General features: G+C 63.1%; 10 protein-coding genes and 1 pseudogene. 1 reads left to right on the forward strand and 10 read right to left on the reverse strand.

What is annotated here, in order from left to right; all coding sequences use genetic code 11:
- Positions 1-14: 14 nt before the first annotated feature.
- From trbJ to Ga0080574_RS09900, 8 genes and pseudogenes are all read right to left on the reverse strand, one after another.
- Positions 15-797, reverse strand: coding sequence for a P-type conjugative transfer protein TrbJ (gene trbJ, locus Ga0080574_RS09865; RefSeq protein WP_076698090.1), 783 nt, complete (start codon positions 795-797; stop codon positions 15-17).
- A pseudogene (gene trbE, locus Ga0080574_RS09870) lies at positions 794-3,303 on the reverse strand (conjugal transfer protein TrbE). The gene trbJ and the pseudogene trbE overlap by 4 nt, the downstream one beginning before the upstream one ends.
- 6 nt (positions 3,304-3,309) lie before the next feature.
- A complete protein-coding gene (locus tag Ga0080574_RS09875; RefSeq protein ID WP_076698093.1) occupies positions 3,310-3,591 on the reverse strand; it encodes a VirB3 family type IV secretion system protein in 282 nt (93 codons plus the stop codon).
- Positions 3,591-3,923, reverse strand: coding sequence for a TrbC/VirB2 family type IV secretion system protein (locus Ga0080574_RS09880; protein WP_076698096.1), 333 nt, complete (start codon positions 3,921-3,923; stop codon positions 3,591-3,593). The genes Ga0080574_RS09875 and Ga0080574_RS09880 overlap by 1 nt, the downstream gene beginning before the upstream one ends.
- On the reverse strand, positions 3,920-4,870 hold the full coding sequence (gene trbB, locus Ga0080574_RS09885; RefSeq protein ID WP_442975576.1) for a P-type conjugative transfer ATPase TrbB: 951 nt from the start codon (positions 4,868-4,870) through the stop codon (positions 3,920-3,922). The genes Ga0080574_RS09880 and trbB overlap by 4 nt, the downstream gene beginning before the upstream one ends.
- A gap of 609 nt (positions 4,871-5,479) precedes the next feature.
- The gene (locus Ga0080574_RS09890; RefSeq protein WP_076698100.1) at positions 5,480-7,252 is read right to left on the reverse strand and encodes a hypothetical protein; all 1,773 of its coding nucleotides are present in this window, start codon (positions 7,250-7,252) and stop codon (positions 5,480-5,482) included.
- A gap of 613 nt (positions 7,253-7,865) precedes the next feature.
- A complete protein-coding gene (locus Ga0080574_RS09895) occupies positions 7,866-8,873 on the reverse strand; it encodes an HD domain-containing protein (RefSeq protein WP_076698103.1) in 1,008 nt (335 codons plus the stop codon).
- A gap of 129 nt (positions 8,874-9,002) precedes the next feature.
- Complete coding sequence (locus Ga0080574_RS09900; protein ID WP_156876341.1) at positions 9,003-9,671, reverse strand: hypothetical protein; 669 nt, start codon at positions 9,669-9,671, stop codon at positions 9,003-9,005.
- A 410-nt stretch (positions 9,672-10,081) separates the two neighbouring features.
- Between Ga0080574_RS09900 and Ga0080574_RS09905 the strand changes: the two genes are divergently transcribed.
- Positions 10,082-12,214, forward strand: a complete 2,133-nt coding sequence (locus Ga0080574_RS09905; RefSeq protein ID WP_076698109.1) for a hypothetical protein — start codon at positions 10,082-10,084, stop codon at positions 12,212-12,214.
- 225 nt (positions 12,215-12,439) lie between these two features.
- Here Ga0080574_RS09905 and Ga0080574_RS09910 read toward each other — a convergent pair whose 3' ends face one another.
- Complete coding sequence (locus tag Ga0080574_RS09910) at positions 12,440-12,871, reverse strand: CopG family transcriptional regulator (protein ID WP_076698112.1); 432 nt, start codon at positions 12,869-12,871, stop codon at positions 12,440-12,442.
- Positions 12,872-12,873: 2 nt separating this feature from the next.
- Positions 12,874-14,859 (reverse strand): conjugal transfer protein TraG, encoded by a 1,986-nt coding sequence (locus tag Ga0080574_RS09915; RefSeq protein WP_076698115.1) that lies wholly within the window; start codon positions 14,857-14,859, stop codon positions 12,874-12,876.
- Positions 14,860-14,877: the final 18 nt, after the last annotated feature.

Genomic DNA, 14,877 nt, shown 5'->3' on the forward strand with positions numbered 1-14,877 from the left:
TCCCCCTCCCGGCCTCAGTTGAACATCTGCGCGTTACCGGGCTGGTAGCCCGAACCCGGCGTCAGGAAGCGCTCGCGCTGGATGCGGCCCTGTTCCGCAGCAGTGGCGCGCTCGGCCTCGGTCAGCGCATTGGCGCGGCCGTTTGCCGAGATCACCGCGATCACGTCCGAGAGCTGCTGCGATTGCAGTGCGAGGAGCTGGTTGCCCGCCTGTGTGGCCTGAAGAGCACCGACCGCGTTCTGGCTCTGCCCTACAAGTGCAGACATCTCTGCGCGGTTGGCATCGATATTGCCGACGACACCTGCCTGCACGCGCATCGCATCCTGGAGGCCACCGACGGTGTTCTCCCAACGGGACCGGGCCTCGGCGATCAGTTGCTGGTCGGTCGCCGCCAGGGAAAGGTTGCCATAATCCTGCTGGAACATCTGGTCGATGCTCTGCACGTCGAAGGCGATGTTCTGCGCCTGCGCCAGGAGTTGCTGTGTGCGGCTGACGTTCTGCTGGATCTGCTGGAGCGCGGAATACGGCAGGTTGGCGAGATTGCGCGCCTGGTTGATCAGCATCTGCGCTTCGTTCTGGAGCTGTGCGATCTGGTTGTTGATCTGCTCCAGAGCGCGCGCCGCGGTCAGGAGATTTTCGGCGTGGTTGGTCGGATCGTAGACGATGAAAGGCCCCCCGCCGATGCCGAAGAGCGCCTGCGCAGGCGGCGCTGCGATGGGCGACATGGCCATGGGCATCGCCAGCGCGAGGGCGAGCAGCGAAGTGCCCGCGGACCGAAACGTAATCTTGCGTGTCATGGTGTGACTTCCTTTTCTTCAAGGTCGATGTCGGCGTCCTCAACAACAGCGGAGGCCGGAGATGCCCCCTCTGCGTCGATGGCGAGATTGGTGAGGTCGGGGATCAGGTCGGCGGCCCAATCGAGGCCATGCGCCTTCAGCCAGGCGGCGAGGAAGCCGTCTTGGCCGTGCCCGGCGCAGATCTCGGCAATCAGCGCCTGATCCGATTTGGACGATGCCGCGCAGAGTGCCAGTCCGACATCGCTGAGACCCAGCTCGAACAGCCGGTTGCCGCGCCGCGACTGGCAGTAGTAGTCGCGTTTGGGCGTGGCCCGCGCGAGGATCTCGATCTGCCGGTCATTTAGGCCGAAGCGGCGATAGATGGCCGTAATCTGCGGCTCGATGGCCCGCTCGTTGGGCAACAGGAGCCGTGTCGGGCAGCTTTCGATGATCGCAGGCGCGATGGTACTGCCATCAATGTCGCTAAGGCTCTGCGTCGCGAAGATCACCGAGGCGTTCTTCTTCCTCAGCGTCTTCAGCCATTCGCGGAGCTGCTCCGCGAAGGCATCGTCATCGAGCGCGAGCCAGCCCTCGTCGATGATGAGCAGCGTGGGGCGTCCATCGAGCTGATCGCCGATCCGGTGGAACAGGTATGAGAGGACGGCGGGCGCCGCGCCGGTTCCCACCAGCCCCTCGATCTCGAAGGCCTGCACATCCGCCGATCCCAGTTGTTCGGTCTCGGCATCGAGCAGCCGGCCATAGGGCCCCCGACGCAATATGCGCGCAGCGCCTGCTTCAGATTGTTGGACTGCAGCAGGACCGCGAGGCCGGTCATGGTCCGCTCCGCGACAGGGGCCGAGGCCAGCGAGGTCAGTGCCGTCCAGATATGTTCCTTCACATCGGGGGTAATCTGGATGTTCTCACGCGTCAGGATGGCGACGATCCAGTCGGCCGCCCAGGCGCGCTCCGACGTCTCGTGAATGCGGGCCAGCGGCTGTAGTGAGACGGAACTCTCGGCCGCGTCGGTCAGTTCTCCGCCGAGGTCATGCCAGTCGCCGCCCATCGCGAGCGAAGCGGCGCGGATCGAGCCGCCGAAGTCGAAGGCGAAGATCTGGCTGCGCGAGTACCGCCGGAACTGAAGCGCCATCAGCGCCAGCAACACGGACTTGCCGGCGCCGGTCGGGCCGACGACGAGCGTGTGACCGACATCCCCGACATGCAGAGAAAACCGGAACGGAGTGGAGCCTTCGGTCCTGGCGTAGAGCAACGGAGCGTCGCCGAAATGCTCATCCTGCGCCTCGCCCGCCCAGACCGCCGAGAGCGGGATCATATGGGCGAGATTCAATGTGCTGATCGGAGGCTGCCGGACATTGGCATAGGCATGCCCGGGCAGACTTCCGAGCCAGGCATCGACGGCGTTGACCGTCTCGGCCATGACGCTGAAATCGCGGGACTGGACGATCTTCTCGACCAGCCGCAGCTTCTCGTCGGCGCGGCGAACGTCCTCGTCCCAGACCGTGATCGTGGCCGAGACATAGGCCATGCCAGCCAGATCAGCGCCGAGTTCCTGCAGGGCGATATCTGCGTCAGCGGCCTTGTTCGCGGCATCGGTATCGACCAGCGCGGATTGCTCGTTGGTCATCACCTCCTTGAGGATCGCGGCGATGCTCTTACGCTTGGCAAACCACTGACGGCGTATCCGGGTCAGCAGCTTCGTCGCATCCAGCTTGTCCATGAGGATGGCCCGGGTCGACCAGCGATAGGGAAAGGCCAGCCGGTTCAACTCGTCGAGCAGGCCCGGGGTCGTGGCGCCGGGAAAGCCGGTGATCGTCAGGACACGGAGATGATGATCGCCCAGACGCGGCTCCAGCCCACCGGCCAGCGGCTGGTCGGGCAAGAGCGCGTCGAGATAGACCGGCACCTCGGGCACGCGCACGCGATGCCGGTTGGTCGAAATCGTCGAATGCAGGTAAGTCAGCGTAGCGGCGTCATCGAGCCAGTGGCAGTCCGGCATGAAGCCGTCGAGCAGCGCCAGCACGCGGTCCGTTCGGTCGATGAAGCCGCGCACCTGTTCCCAGGGGTTCACGCAGGAGGTATCGCGGCCCTCGTAGAGCCAGGATTCTGAGCGTGCCGCGTCCTCCGCCGGTGGAAGCCAGAGGAGCGTCAGGAAATAGCCGGATACGAAATGGCACCCCTCCTCCTCGAAATCGGCCTTGCGCTCGGCATCGACCAGCGCCGATGCTGCATCTGGGAAGGTGCTTGCAGGATAAGTGGCGGCCTCAGAGCGCTGGGCTTCCACGAAGATCGCCCACCCGGAACCGAGGCGGCGGAAGGCGTTGTTCAGCCGTCCTGCCACCGCGACCAGTTCGGCCGCGACGGCGCTATCGAGATCGGGGCCCCGAAACTTCGCCGTCCTCTGGAGCGAGCCGTCCTTGTTGAGGACCACGCCCTCCCCGACCAGCGCCACCCAGGGCAGGTAGTCGGCGAGGCGCGAGGCGGTGCGACGGTATTCTGCAAGATTCATCATGGGAGTTCACACCGAGAGATGACCGGGAATGCGCAGATGGCGGCGGGCGACCTCGACGAAGAGCGGATCGCGCCTGGCCGCCCAGACAGCAGCGATGTGGCCAACGGCCCAGATCAGGATCCCGACCAGCCAGAGCTGAAGTCCGAGGCCGACCGCACCCGCGAGTGTGCCATTCAGAATGGCGACTGAGCGCGGGGCTCCGCCGAGGAGGATCGGCTCGGTCAGCGCGCGGTGAACCGGCACGCTGAACCCCGGCACCGCGTCGAGGGCCTCGAAGCTCACCGACATCAGAGCAACGCCCCGCCACCGAAGCTGAAGAAGCTCAGGAAGAAGGACGAGGCCGCAAAGGCGATGGAAATCCCGAAGACGATCTGGATCAGCCGCCGGAAGCCGCCGCCGGTATCGCCGAAGGCCAGCGTCAGACCTGTGACGATGATGATGATCACCGCCACGATCTTGGCAACCGGCCCCTCAACGGAGTCGAGGATGGATTGCAGAGGCGCTTCCCAGGGCATGGAAGAGCCGGAGGCGTGGGCAGCCGGAGCGATGAACAGGCTGACATAGGCGGCGGCGGCGGCGGTAGCGATGTGCTGGCGGATGCGCAGGGCGTGACGGATCATTCGGGGTCTCCTGGTTTGTGAGTGGTGATGGGGTCTGAAATGACGGATGAAATCCGGTAGTCGCCGTCCGGCCCGAGGCCTCCGACACGAGCGAGTTCGACCAGACGACGCGCGGACCCTCGCCCGGCTAGAACCGCCACGAGATCGATGGTCTCCGCGATCATGGCGCGAGGCACGGTAACGACGGCTTCCTGGATGAGCTGTTCGAGACGGCGCAACGCGCCGATCCCGGATCCGGCATGGATGGTGCCGATGCCGCCGGGATGGCCGGTGCCCCAGGCCTTGAGAAGGTCCAGCGCCTCGGCGCCACGCACCTCGCCGATCGGAATACGATCGGGGCGTAGACGCAGCGAGGATCGAACCAGATCGGACAGGCTTGCAACACCGTCCTTGGTGCGCATCGCCACGAGGTTCGGCGCTGAGCATTGCAGCTCTCGGGTGTCCTCGATGATCACGACACGATCGGAGGTCTTGGCCACTTCGGCGAGCAGCGCATTGGTCAGCGTGGTCTTGCCGGTCGAGGTGCCCCCCGCCACCAGGATATTGGCACGTGCCGCAACCGCCTGCCGCAGCGCCTCGGCCTGCGCAGGGGTCATGATCCCGGCGGCGGAGTAATCGTCGAGCGTGAAGACGGCTACGGCTGGCTTACGAATGGCAAAGGCCGGGGCTGAGACCACGGGAGGCAGCAGTCCCTCGAAGCGCTCGCCGGTTTCCGGGAGCTCCGCAGAGACGCGTGGGGACAGGCCATGAACTTCGACGCCAACATGGTGGGCGACGAGGCGAACAATACGCTCGCCGTCCGCTGCGCTCAGCGTCTTGCCGCTGTCGGCCAGCCCCTCGGAAAGTCGGTCGACCCAGAGCCGCCCATCGGGGTTGAGCATCACCTCGACGGTCATGGGGTCGTCCAGAAACCCGGCGATCGCCGGCCCGAGCGCGGTGCGCAGCATCCGCGCGCCTCTCCGGATCACTTCTGGTCTCTGATCGGTCTTCGCCATGCCGGCCCCGTTCCCTTACGGGCACCTCCAACAGGCCACCCTGGATCGGGGTCGATTAAGAAAGCCGTAAATGCCTACGGCTCAACAGGTTTCCGAGGGGCATAGTAGCGTGGCGTGCAAAGGCAGGTAATCGGCGAAACATGCCTCGCCCTATCTCTCAGCAGAAGGCGTTGTGGGACCCGCAGATCACCTGAAGAGTAGAATCATCGGCGGTCAAAATGGGAATTGCTGCGCGCATCATGGTCTACCATGCCATACGCACATGGTGGCCATATGCAGACACTGGCCCTTCCCTGCGCCCGCCACCAGTATCCGCATGCGGCAGCGAACGGCTTAACCGGCTAATACACCGCACATCAGGCTAAGAGGAGACACACAGAATCGTCGCGCGGTCGAACACCTGCCTCTGCTCGAAATGAAGCATAGAAGCAGCGTCGCGTATCGAGCCCACCCCCGCCGATGAATCGGGACCAACGCGCTATCTCCTCAAAAAGGCGACCTCGGAGACCCGTGCTGCTTCTAATTTGCCTTACCGTCGAACTGTGCAGAACTGCGAGAAGATCAACATGGGGGCTGCATGGCAGCAATCGCATCGAGCAGCCCATCCAGTGGATAGAGAAACGCCTCACTCGGTTCGCTAAGGTTCGTGATGCGTAAGGTGGAACCTTGCAGGATCATCGAACCGAAGCGATCGCGACCCTCATCCATGTGTGCCATTCCATAGCGATCCACGTAGAAGACGCTTTCTATGGTTCTGGACGGGTCACTATCAATCTGTAGGCGGAGATGCGGCTCTGGCCCGGATGGGCCGGATGTGAAATTTCCGACAATGCTCGGCGCACCGCGACAGGTGAGAAACAGCGTTGGAGCCCCCTGAGCCTCGAAAATCGCCAGATGATAGGGCTCTTCGCCGGGGCGGGACATGTCGAGAACCGCCCATTCTCCCGCGCCGGTCAGGTCGTGTCCGCCGTCCGAGAGGGCTGCCCCTGGCGGTGCCGAGCAAGTGAGTTGAGGCAAGCCTTCGGCAAAACCTGCCATCGTGGTAACAATCGTCGTGAACGTGCCGGGCTCGGCGTTCACATCGAAGGTCAACGACATGGTGTCGGCGCGCGCCATGGCGTCAAGAAGGTCCTGATCGAGCACCGGGGACTGTGCCGAATAGCCTTGGGTCTCGAAATGGACCGGAAACCTGACATCCTCTGCGCCGCTGGTCGAGAGCACCATCTCGCCGGTGAGGGTTCCGTCATAAGGAGACACTCGGCTTTGCGAAATCAACCGCCGGCCGCAGGTCAGCGCCAGATGCGGAGCCATTCCCTGAACCATTGGCAGAAACAGAGCATCGACAATCGTCCCATTGCGAAGCTGCGCCTGCCCGACCCGCCACGGATCGTGGCGGGTGGTTTCCCATCCTATAGGGTAAAGCCCGGCAGTTGAGCGCACGACGTTGCAACCGCTGTCCTCAATGGCTCTCGATGAGCCGCGTAATCCAAAAGACTCTGTCCCGTTTTCGTCCAGATTTAGCTCAACCGCGTTTCCGCGCCGCAAAGCCTCAAGGAATTGCTGATTGGAAACGCCGACCGCCAGAAAGTTGCGGTTGAACCCCATCAATTGTGTGCCTTGCTGGAACAGCCGGCCATCGATGCCACCGTTGCCCAGAACAACGATCTGTGCGCCTTGACCCGGCACGCCGTCTTCGAACGGACCCAGTATCAGGATCGGCGGTGTGCCGGGTTCGCAACGCAGGGCCAGATGTCTCCCCGTCTCGTTGCGCACGGCGTGGACCAAAGTACTGCCGTATGGGGTGGTCAGCGTGCTGCTGGCCCAAGTGCCGGGAGCCGCATCCAAGGCGATCTGATAACCGGCCGGAACACCAAGGGGCCGACCATCGCCCGATGCGGCGGTGGCGGAAGGGGTGGGCAGGGCAATATCGGGCGTAATGTTCCCGTCCACCGTTTCGGCCAATTCCGGTGCGACGGCAGGCGGCACATCGTCCGTCGTTGCGATCTGTTGTGACGGAACCGGCGGGACGGGGGCTACGAAGCCGCCACCCACCACGGCGGCTTGAGTACACTCTATGAAAATCTGGCCGTACCGGTTCGCCACGTCCATCGGCACACCGTCCCACCTGTTGACCAGAAGTCGGTCAAGATCAGGCCCCGCGATGCCCTCGGTCTGTACCCGCTCGACGACGCACTCGCAAAGCTGTGGAAATTGCGGATTACCAGTTCGACAGAGTTCAAGCTCATCAGCATAGGCCATCGCGGACCAGCCAAAGATTCCAGCGGACCAGCCAAAGATTCCAAACGCGACTGAAACAAACCATTGCCGGATCACAAAATGCTCCTTTCTGAGATGCGGAAGCTAATTCCGCAACGCTCACAGGGAACGCCTTTTTCTCGGTTCCTTCTGGCCCCGGACTAGGCGACCGGCCGCCAACGGAGAAACGGCTCCGATGAGATGCCCGAAATGACAGAGCGGGATGTAGGCAAAACCTCTCACACTCCCTGCGATAGGTCCACGTCTTGCGACGAGGTCGCCTACAGTTAGATCGCAGGCAAGCCTTCAATGACGCTCGATACGAATACAGATGAAGGTCGGATAGGACCAGACTGCAACATCCAGATGACGTGAAACAGGGGAAATGTGGCTTCGGTGCCGTTTCTGATCACAACGGTTCGCAGGCGGCCTATTTTTCATCGGATCAGGGGCCGAACACCTGATCGCTGCCAAGCCTGGCAATGTCGATTGATGAAGCCTCTTGAAAGCGATCATTTGTCTGGTTTGCCTGCTTCCGGACGCTCGGGATCAACCTCGTTTTTGTGCAGCCTCCGGCGAAAGCCAGTGCAGCGCCCGCCGACGGTCCACGCCTGCTACCGCGATCAAAGCGGATAGGGAATTTCGTTAGCGGCTCGCACCGATGGCGAGACGCTACATCACATCCATCAGATCAGTCAGTTGCGTCGCCGTCGGCATCGAACTGGCGCATTTGGTCGATGAGCTTTTCGTTTCGTGCCCGCCTGTCCCGTGCGAGCTCGACATGGTGGATAGAGCCTGTCGCGACAATCCAATGAGCCAGTCCCGTGGACTCTTCCAGAACGAACGCCTCAACGGACCGGTCCGCCATCGCCGCAGCCTCACACAGAACTCCGAAATCCACCGGCTCGACAAGCAAGGTCAGCGGGATCCTCTCCGAGGATCCGGGGTCTTCCGCGTCAAAGTTTTCGGGGCGGTCCTTCAGCGCCCGCCGCAGGCGATCGAGCGCACCGAGATATCTCTGCCCAAATGACCGGGCCCGGGATACGGGGAGCAGGGCCAGCCGTTGTGGATCTGCGTTGTCTGTCAGATCCGCGATCTTGACGCGAAGCGCGCCCTGGGGGGCGTCCCTTGCGATCTGTTCAATCCAATCTGCGTAGGACTGACTGCCGTCGGCCGGTCGGCAAACCGCCCTCACGATAGCGATCACCTCGGGTGCATAGCCAAGCCTCGCAAGCTGTTCGGCAGCGACTTCCGTATCCTCCAGCACGTCATGGAGCCAGGCCGCATGGCGCTCGGCAAGCGAAGCGTCGGGGAAAAGGTGGATCAGATTCCTGACGGTCCGCATCAGATGGCCGACATAAGGCAGGCCGGCCTTGTCGCGTTGGCCCGCATGCCAGTTTGCGGCGTGAGCGGCCGTTTCTTCCAACGAGGGATGAACCGGCGCGGTCGCGGATGGGTTGAACGGATCGCCCCTGCCCAGGGTCGTCATCGTCTCCATCGAAGCCGTTCTGGCCATCCAGTCAATGGTCAGTACGCCGGGCGCGGCGCGGCGCAGATCCTCGAAGGACAGGTTCATGAAGCTCTGACCTTCACGCACCGCGGCCAGCGGGTGCATGCTCATCTCCGGATCGGGCTCGACATCGCACATGATGCTGATGACGGCCCTGTCCGGGTAATACTTGAAGCTCGCGGAATTCATTGCAGAGGAGTCCCCCCGGGACGGCGACATGCGGTGGCCCGCGCAGATTTAACGAAGAATGCGCATCTGACCATGGCGGAGCGTCCTCTGTCCCGGCCCGGGCCCCGCGCGCCCGAACCCTCATCGCCTCTAGGAGTCGCCCAGCACGAAGTAGCCCGCCAGCAGGCAGAGCACGTAAACGGTCGCCATGAGCCAGCGGCGGCCCGGCCAGAGCAGCACGAGAACGAGCCCCGTGATCCCGGCAAAGACGATTTCGAAGGCGACTGGCCCGCCGGTGTTCGGCCGGCCCGCCGCCTCGCTTGCCAGGAGCCCCGCAAATGCCAGACAGCCGCCGCCCAGCACTCCGGCGAGCAATCGCCCCGGCCAGCGCAGCAGCGCTGGAAGCGCACTCTCCCGACGCCGGCTGGCCACATCGACCGTCGCAAAGATGACACCGGCTGCCAGGGCTATTGTCAGCGCATGCCGTCCTGATTCAGAAAGCTGCGCTGCTTCGATCAGCGCATAGACCGCGCCGAACAGGGGCAGAAGCCAGAATATGAGCTTCCATGCGCCCAGCATTCCACCGGGCAAGACAGAATAGGCGGGCTGGTTCCACCATTTCGACATGTCCCTTCGGGCCCGCGCGGCATTCTTGCCGGCGACATAGCCGCTCATGATACCTGTAGCCGCATCCTGCACACCGGCAGCCCGGTTGTAGGCCGCATGGGCGCCCGGCACCCCTTTCAAATGACCGGGAAGGCCGGTTCCCACGGAACCGGCGCGTCGGGCTTCGGCAATGGCCTTGGTGTGGTCAGTCATGTCGTGCTTCTCCGCGCTCCAGAAATCACTGTCGGGACGGTTGAGTCAAAATTCTCGGGCGCCGTTCAACTCAAGTTTGGATAGACGGCATTAATTTACTAATTGGCGCTGAACCAATCGGCCACGAAATTGCGGTAGTGAGCGCGCCAACGGTATTCGGCAGGCACAAGTTGTCAAGGTTCGCCGCGACAATCCTCTTCCAGCGAATTTCGCAGTGGCAGCTTCAACCTTCGATGCGCCGGCAAAGGAACAGTCCGCACCACCAACAAGCGGAGGTTTATGATGGTCCTGTCAGCATCGACCGTGCACGAACGCTCGATCGGGTCATTCGGTCGCGAACCTGTAGACATCGAGCGCCTTTCCCCCATACTCAGCTCATATTGGTCGACAAAATAAGTTGGGATTTGCTGATGCGCGCGTTCTTCTCCTGTGCCTTTTGCCTTTGCGTTGGCGTATCCGCAGCAAATCCGCTCCGGGCAGAAGTGACCCTGACCACAACGGACAATGCGATCGTGTTCGTCGCCTCAGGTTCTCCTCGGGAGAGCTTTGGCACCGCCTACATCTCGGACGGCGGAGCGGACCGGGCGCGGCTTGAGACCGAGCTGGGGTATGCAGGGGTCAGCTATGACCGCTACGTGACCCTTTCCAACGCGAATGCCCGCGACATGCTCACCGATACGGACATGGTGACGGCGCTGCCGCTGCGCCTGCTGTCCGAACCGTTCGCCGCGCAGTTCTTTGCCGGGACATACTTTGCGTTCGTCGCCACGCCTTCGGGCTTGGAAGCTGCCACGATCACGCGGCCCGACGGCGCGACCATCGACGCGCAGGACATCAGCGCGGTCGTGGCCTCGGCTCCGGCGATCCTGCGGGTCAGCGACGGGCAGACGACCATTCTGTCAACGACGACCCCGCTGGACCCGGGCGCCCTGGATGTTCGAATGTATGGAATGACGATGCCACGCGACTGGCTTGCCGACAGGCTGGCTGGCTCCGGTATCGAGCTGGGGGAGCTTTCCGGGATCGGGGCCGAGCAGCTGACCAATACGGTTTCCACACCCGGTGAAGCCGTGATCTTTCTGTCGCAAAACCAGGAGCACCCCACCATCGCGCCGATCTTCGACGAGGCCCTGAGCGCACGGTTTTACGTCGTGACGAATTTCGGTATCCTGCCTGCCCAGCCAGAGGCCGCCTCACCACCGCCCGCCGAGGAGGCGACGGTGGAGGCGGTCGACGAAGACGCGCAGCCCGAAACCGAGGCGGTGGCTGCCGCAGGGGACCCTGCGCCTTCGCCGCAAGACGACCCCGTAGCGACGCCACCCGCGGCTGCAAGTGACGCGCCCTATTTCGACCTCACCTCTTCCGAGGTCTATATCCTCGTCGCCGCGGACCAGGCAGCGCTGGACGGGCTGACCTCCGTGTACGTACCACGTCTCGTAACCAGGTTCACCAACGGCGGGGCCGAGCGCAGTCAGGTGGAGGTGATCCCCTTCGTCGACCACGATTGGCGCCAGCAAGCGGTCCATCGCTACCTGCAATGGATCGCGGCGGACCGGGGCGGCTATATTCCGGCTTTCAGCAGACATAACGAGTTCCGGATCCTCGATGGCGTCCCGATGGAAGACCGCCAGACGCTGAATTCGGTCCCGGCAATCCTGTCGTCAGAGCTTGCGCGGGACGAGCTCTCCGTTGCACGCGATATCCCGGGGGCAGCTTTTGCGATCCTGGATCGCCGCGGGATCACGCAGATACGGCCCGTCATCGGCGTACCGCCAGACGGCCCCGTTCTCACCATCGCTCATGGCCAGGACGAAGGCTTCGCGGATGCCCATCGACGGATGCGCAGCCAGCCAAACCAGTATGTAATTCTGCCAGCGGATGGTGGCCCGATCCGGGTGGTCTATATGTTTTCGGCTGCCAGGTCTCTGACACGGCAGGTCGATCTGTCGGCGATCCCCGAGGACCTCCGCGGGCCGCAATCGACTTTCGTGCCGACGAGTATCACGCCGATCAGCGACCTGCCTCCGGTCGATCAGGTGAGGTTGCTCAACGAGCCGGGGACGGCATTTGTATACGGTCGCAACTGGATCGTGGATTTCATTGGCGATCCAGTATTCGACCGGCTGTTTGCAGGGGACCGCCCGATCCTGGGCATCGACGGACAGCCGCTGGATCTGGAGCCCTTCCCAGTGGCCGCACTCAGGGCGTCCGACCAACAAGGCATCTTCCCCGGAGAGACGAACGCGTCTTTCTGCGGGATCGCTTCCGGGCCGTTCCTTTTGGCCAACGAGCCGCGCACACCTGTAGATGAGCAGGGCCAGCGTTTTATGATCGCAACGGGTGACACCCGGGCTATCGACCTTGCGACGACGGCCGGGTACGGTCGGGCAAGGCAGTACTACATAGCCACGGACGACGAGCTTCGCGGACTGGTCGGCAGCCTGCGCATTAACAGGGCCATGGTGTTTTCCGGCCCCGAGGTCGCGAACAGGGTGTTCGGAGCGGGGTTCGATTGCAATGCGGGCGTAGTCACACCCTTCTGAGGGCCGGGGCGGGAAATGCCGGAAAGCGAAAGACATGCCAGCACGTCGACATTTGTTTTGGTGTTGTTGCTGCCGCGATGTGTCAACATCCGGTGTCGCGATGCTTCACGCACGATGGAGAGGGCAAACCCAATGACGTCTGAGCGCCGTTCAGGCCAACGATGATGGGGGCGCGTCCGGCCAAATGCGTTGCGACGGTACACTACACCTCGCCGTCGTGCCTATCTATGATCTGCCACCCCCATCCACATCCTCCGACACCTCATGCCGCAGCTTCGGCCCTTGGGCCAGGCGCCGACCGAGTGCCGAGATAAATGCCTCGTAGCGGTCCCCAGCCTTTGCCCGCGCCGCCTTGGCTGCGGGTTCCGGCAAAGCCGGCGTCGTCGCAAGCCAGAAACGGATGAACACGGCCAGGCTTTCAACAGAAATCCCGACATCGCGCTCCAGCCGGGTAATGCGCCTGTCGATCTGATCCAGGCGCCGGGCCAGAACCGCCTCGCGGCGCTCTGCGTCATCCGGGGAGAGGAAGGATGCGATCGCGGCCTCGGCCACCATAGATTGGGATCGATCACGCCGGGCGGCGAAGTCTGCCAGCATCTTCATGACCTCAGGATCGAGGTAGACCGAAATCTTCGTCTTTTTGCGGCTGGTGGTCATAATCAAAGTTCCATGCCGTCATCGGGGTTGAGGGAGACCTGGCGCGCGACACCGCGCATCTGCTGCATGATGCGGCGATTGCGGATGGCGCCATCTTCGTCATCCTCGGGCGGGTCGAATTCAAACTCGTTCTCGAGAGGTGTCTGCCTGTCGACCGGTTGAGGCTGCGCCAGCTCCGGCTGAAGACGGCGTTCCGACGCTGTCGGGTCCTCATCCTCCGATCCCGTCTCGGATACTGGCTCCAACTCGTCGTTCTGCGTTGGGACGGCCAGACTGCTCCAGTCATCCTTCCCGGTCGCGCCTACATCCCCCAAATCGGGTGGCGGCAAGACCCGCTCGGTGAACCGCTCATCTTCGTAATACCGTGCTTTTGTCGCCCGGATCGGTGGTGTGCCAGCCACCATGACGATCTCTTCTGAAGGCGGCAGTTGCATGATTTCTCCGGGGGTAAGCAACGCCCGCGCGGTCTCCGATCGGGACACCATGAGATGGCTGAGCCAGGGGGCCAGACGGTGCCCGGCATAGTTCTTCATCGCCTTCATCTCGGTGGCGGTGCCGAGAGCGTCGGACACCCGCTTGGCCGTACGCTCATCATTGGTCGCGAAGCTCACCCGGACATGGCAGTTGTCGAGGATCGAGTTGTTTGGACCATAGGCCTTCTCGATCTGGTTCAGCGACTGGGCGATGAGGAAGCTCTTCAGGCCGTAGCCCGCCATGAAGGCCAGCGCGCTCTCGAAGAAATCCAACCGGCCAAGCGCCGGGAACTCATCGAGCATCAGAAGCAGCCGATGACGGTCATCCTTGCCCTGCAAATCCTCGGTCAGGCGTCGGCCGACCTGGTTGAGGATCAGACGGATGAGCGGCTTGGTGCGATTGATGTCAGAGGGCGGCACCACGAGGTAGAGCGTGACTGGTCGCGTGCCCCCGACAATATCGCCGATCCGCCAGTCGCAGCGGCGCGTGACCTGTGCGACCACGGGGTCTCGATAGAGGCCAAGGAAAGACATCGCCGTCGAAAGCACACCGGAGCGTTCATTCTCGGACTTATTGAGCAATTCACGGGCGGCACTGGCGACCACGGGATGCGGCCCCGCCTCCCCCAGGTGCGACGTACGCATCATCGCGCGTAGCGTCGACTCCACGGGACGCCGCGGGTCGGATAGGAAGTTGGCGACACCGGCCAGCGTCTTGTCCTTCTCGGCATAGAGGACGTGCAGGATCGCACCGACGAGCAAGCTGTGGCTGGTCTTCTCCCAGTGGTTCCGCCGCTCCAGACTTCCCTCGGGGTCAACGAGGATGTCGGCGATGTTCTGGACATCGCGAACTTCCCACTCCCCGCGGCGCACTTCGAGCAGGGGGTTGTAGGCCGAAGAGTTCGGATTGGTTGGATCGAAGAGGAGGACCCGACCGTGCCGGGCCCGGAACCCGGCGGTCAACTGCCAGTTCTCCCCCTTGATGTCATGAACGATGGCCGAGCCGGGCCAGGTGAGAAGAGAGGGAATGACGAGCCCGACCCCCTTGCCGGATCGCGTCGGCGCGAAGCAAAGCACATGCTCCGGCCCATCGTGGCGCAGATATTCCCGGTCATAGCGACCCAGGACCACGCCATCCGGGTCAAGAAGTCCGGCCGCCTTCACCTCGCCCTTCTCGGCCCATCGGGCAGATCCATAGGTCGCAACGTTGCGGGCCTCGCGCGCGCGCCAGACCGACATGGCGATGGCCACACCGATGGCGATGAATCCACCCGAGGCGGCGATGATCCCGCCCGTCGCGAAGACCGGTGGCGCGTAGGCCTCGTAGAAATACCACCACCAGAAGATGGCCGGTGGATAGTAGACGGGCGTCCCGAACAGCACGAACCAGGGCGGGCCCAGCTGTGCCTGATAGCCGAGGCTCGCGGCCACGTATTGCGTCGCTCCCCAGGTGGTGGCCAGAATGATGAGGAAGACGATGGAGATCTGGCCCCAGAGGATCTTGGTCGCGGACATGACTGTCGCTCCTTTCCG

Source organism: Salipiger abyssi, assembly GCF_001975705.1.
Lineage (GTDB): Bacteria > Pseudomonadota > Alphaproteobacteria > Rhodobacterales > Rhodobacteraceae > Salipiger > Salipiger abyssi.

Excerpts from the sequence above, each read along its gene's own strand:
- Ga0080574_RS09895 (WP_076698103.1), bottom strand. The coding sequence starts at position 8,873 with ATGAATTCCGCGAGCTTCAAGTATTACCCGGACAGGGCCGTCATCAGC.
- Ga0080574_RS09905 (WP_076698109.1), top strand. The coding sequence starts at position 10,082 with ATGCGCGCGTTCTTCTCCTGTGCCTTTTGCCTTTGCGTTGGCGTATCC.
- Ga0080574_RS09910 (WP_076698112.1), bottom strand. The coding sequence starts at position 12,871 with ATGACCACCAGCCGCAAAAAGACGAAGATTTCGGTCTACCTCGATCCT.
- Ga0080574_RS09880 (WP_076698096.1), bottom strand. The coding sequence starts at position 3,923 with ATGATCCGTCACGCCCTGCGCATCCGCCAGCACATCGCTACCGCCGCC.
- trbJ (WP_076698090.1), bottom strand. The coding sequence starts at position 797 with ATGACACGCAAGATTACGTTTCGGTCCGCGGGCACTTCGCTGCTCGCC.
- Ga0080574_RS09875 (WP_076698093.1), bottom strand. The coding sequence starts at position 3,591 with ATGTCGGTGAGCTTCGAGGCCCTCGACGCGGTGCCGGGGTTCAGCGTG.
- Ga0080574_RS09900 (WP_156876341.1), bottom strand. The coding sequence starts at position 9,671 with ATGACTGACCACACCAAGGCCATTGCCGAAGCCCGACGCGCCGGTTCC.
- trbB (WP_442975576.1), bottom strand. The coding sequence starts at position 4,870 with ATGCTGCGCACCGCGCTCGGGCCGGCGATCGCCGGGTTTCTGGACGAC.
- Ga0080574_RS09915 (WP_076698115.1), bottom strand. The coding sequence starts at position 14,859 with ATGTCCGCGACCAAGATCCTCTGGGGCCAGATCTCCATCGTCTTCCTC.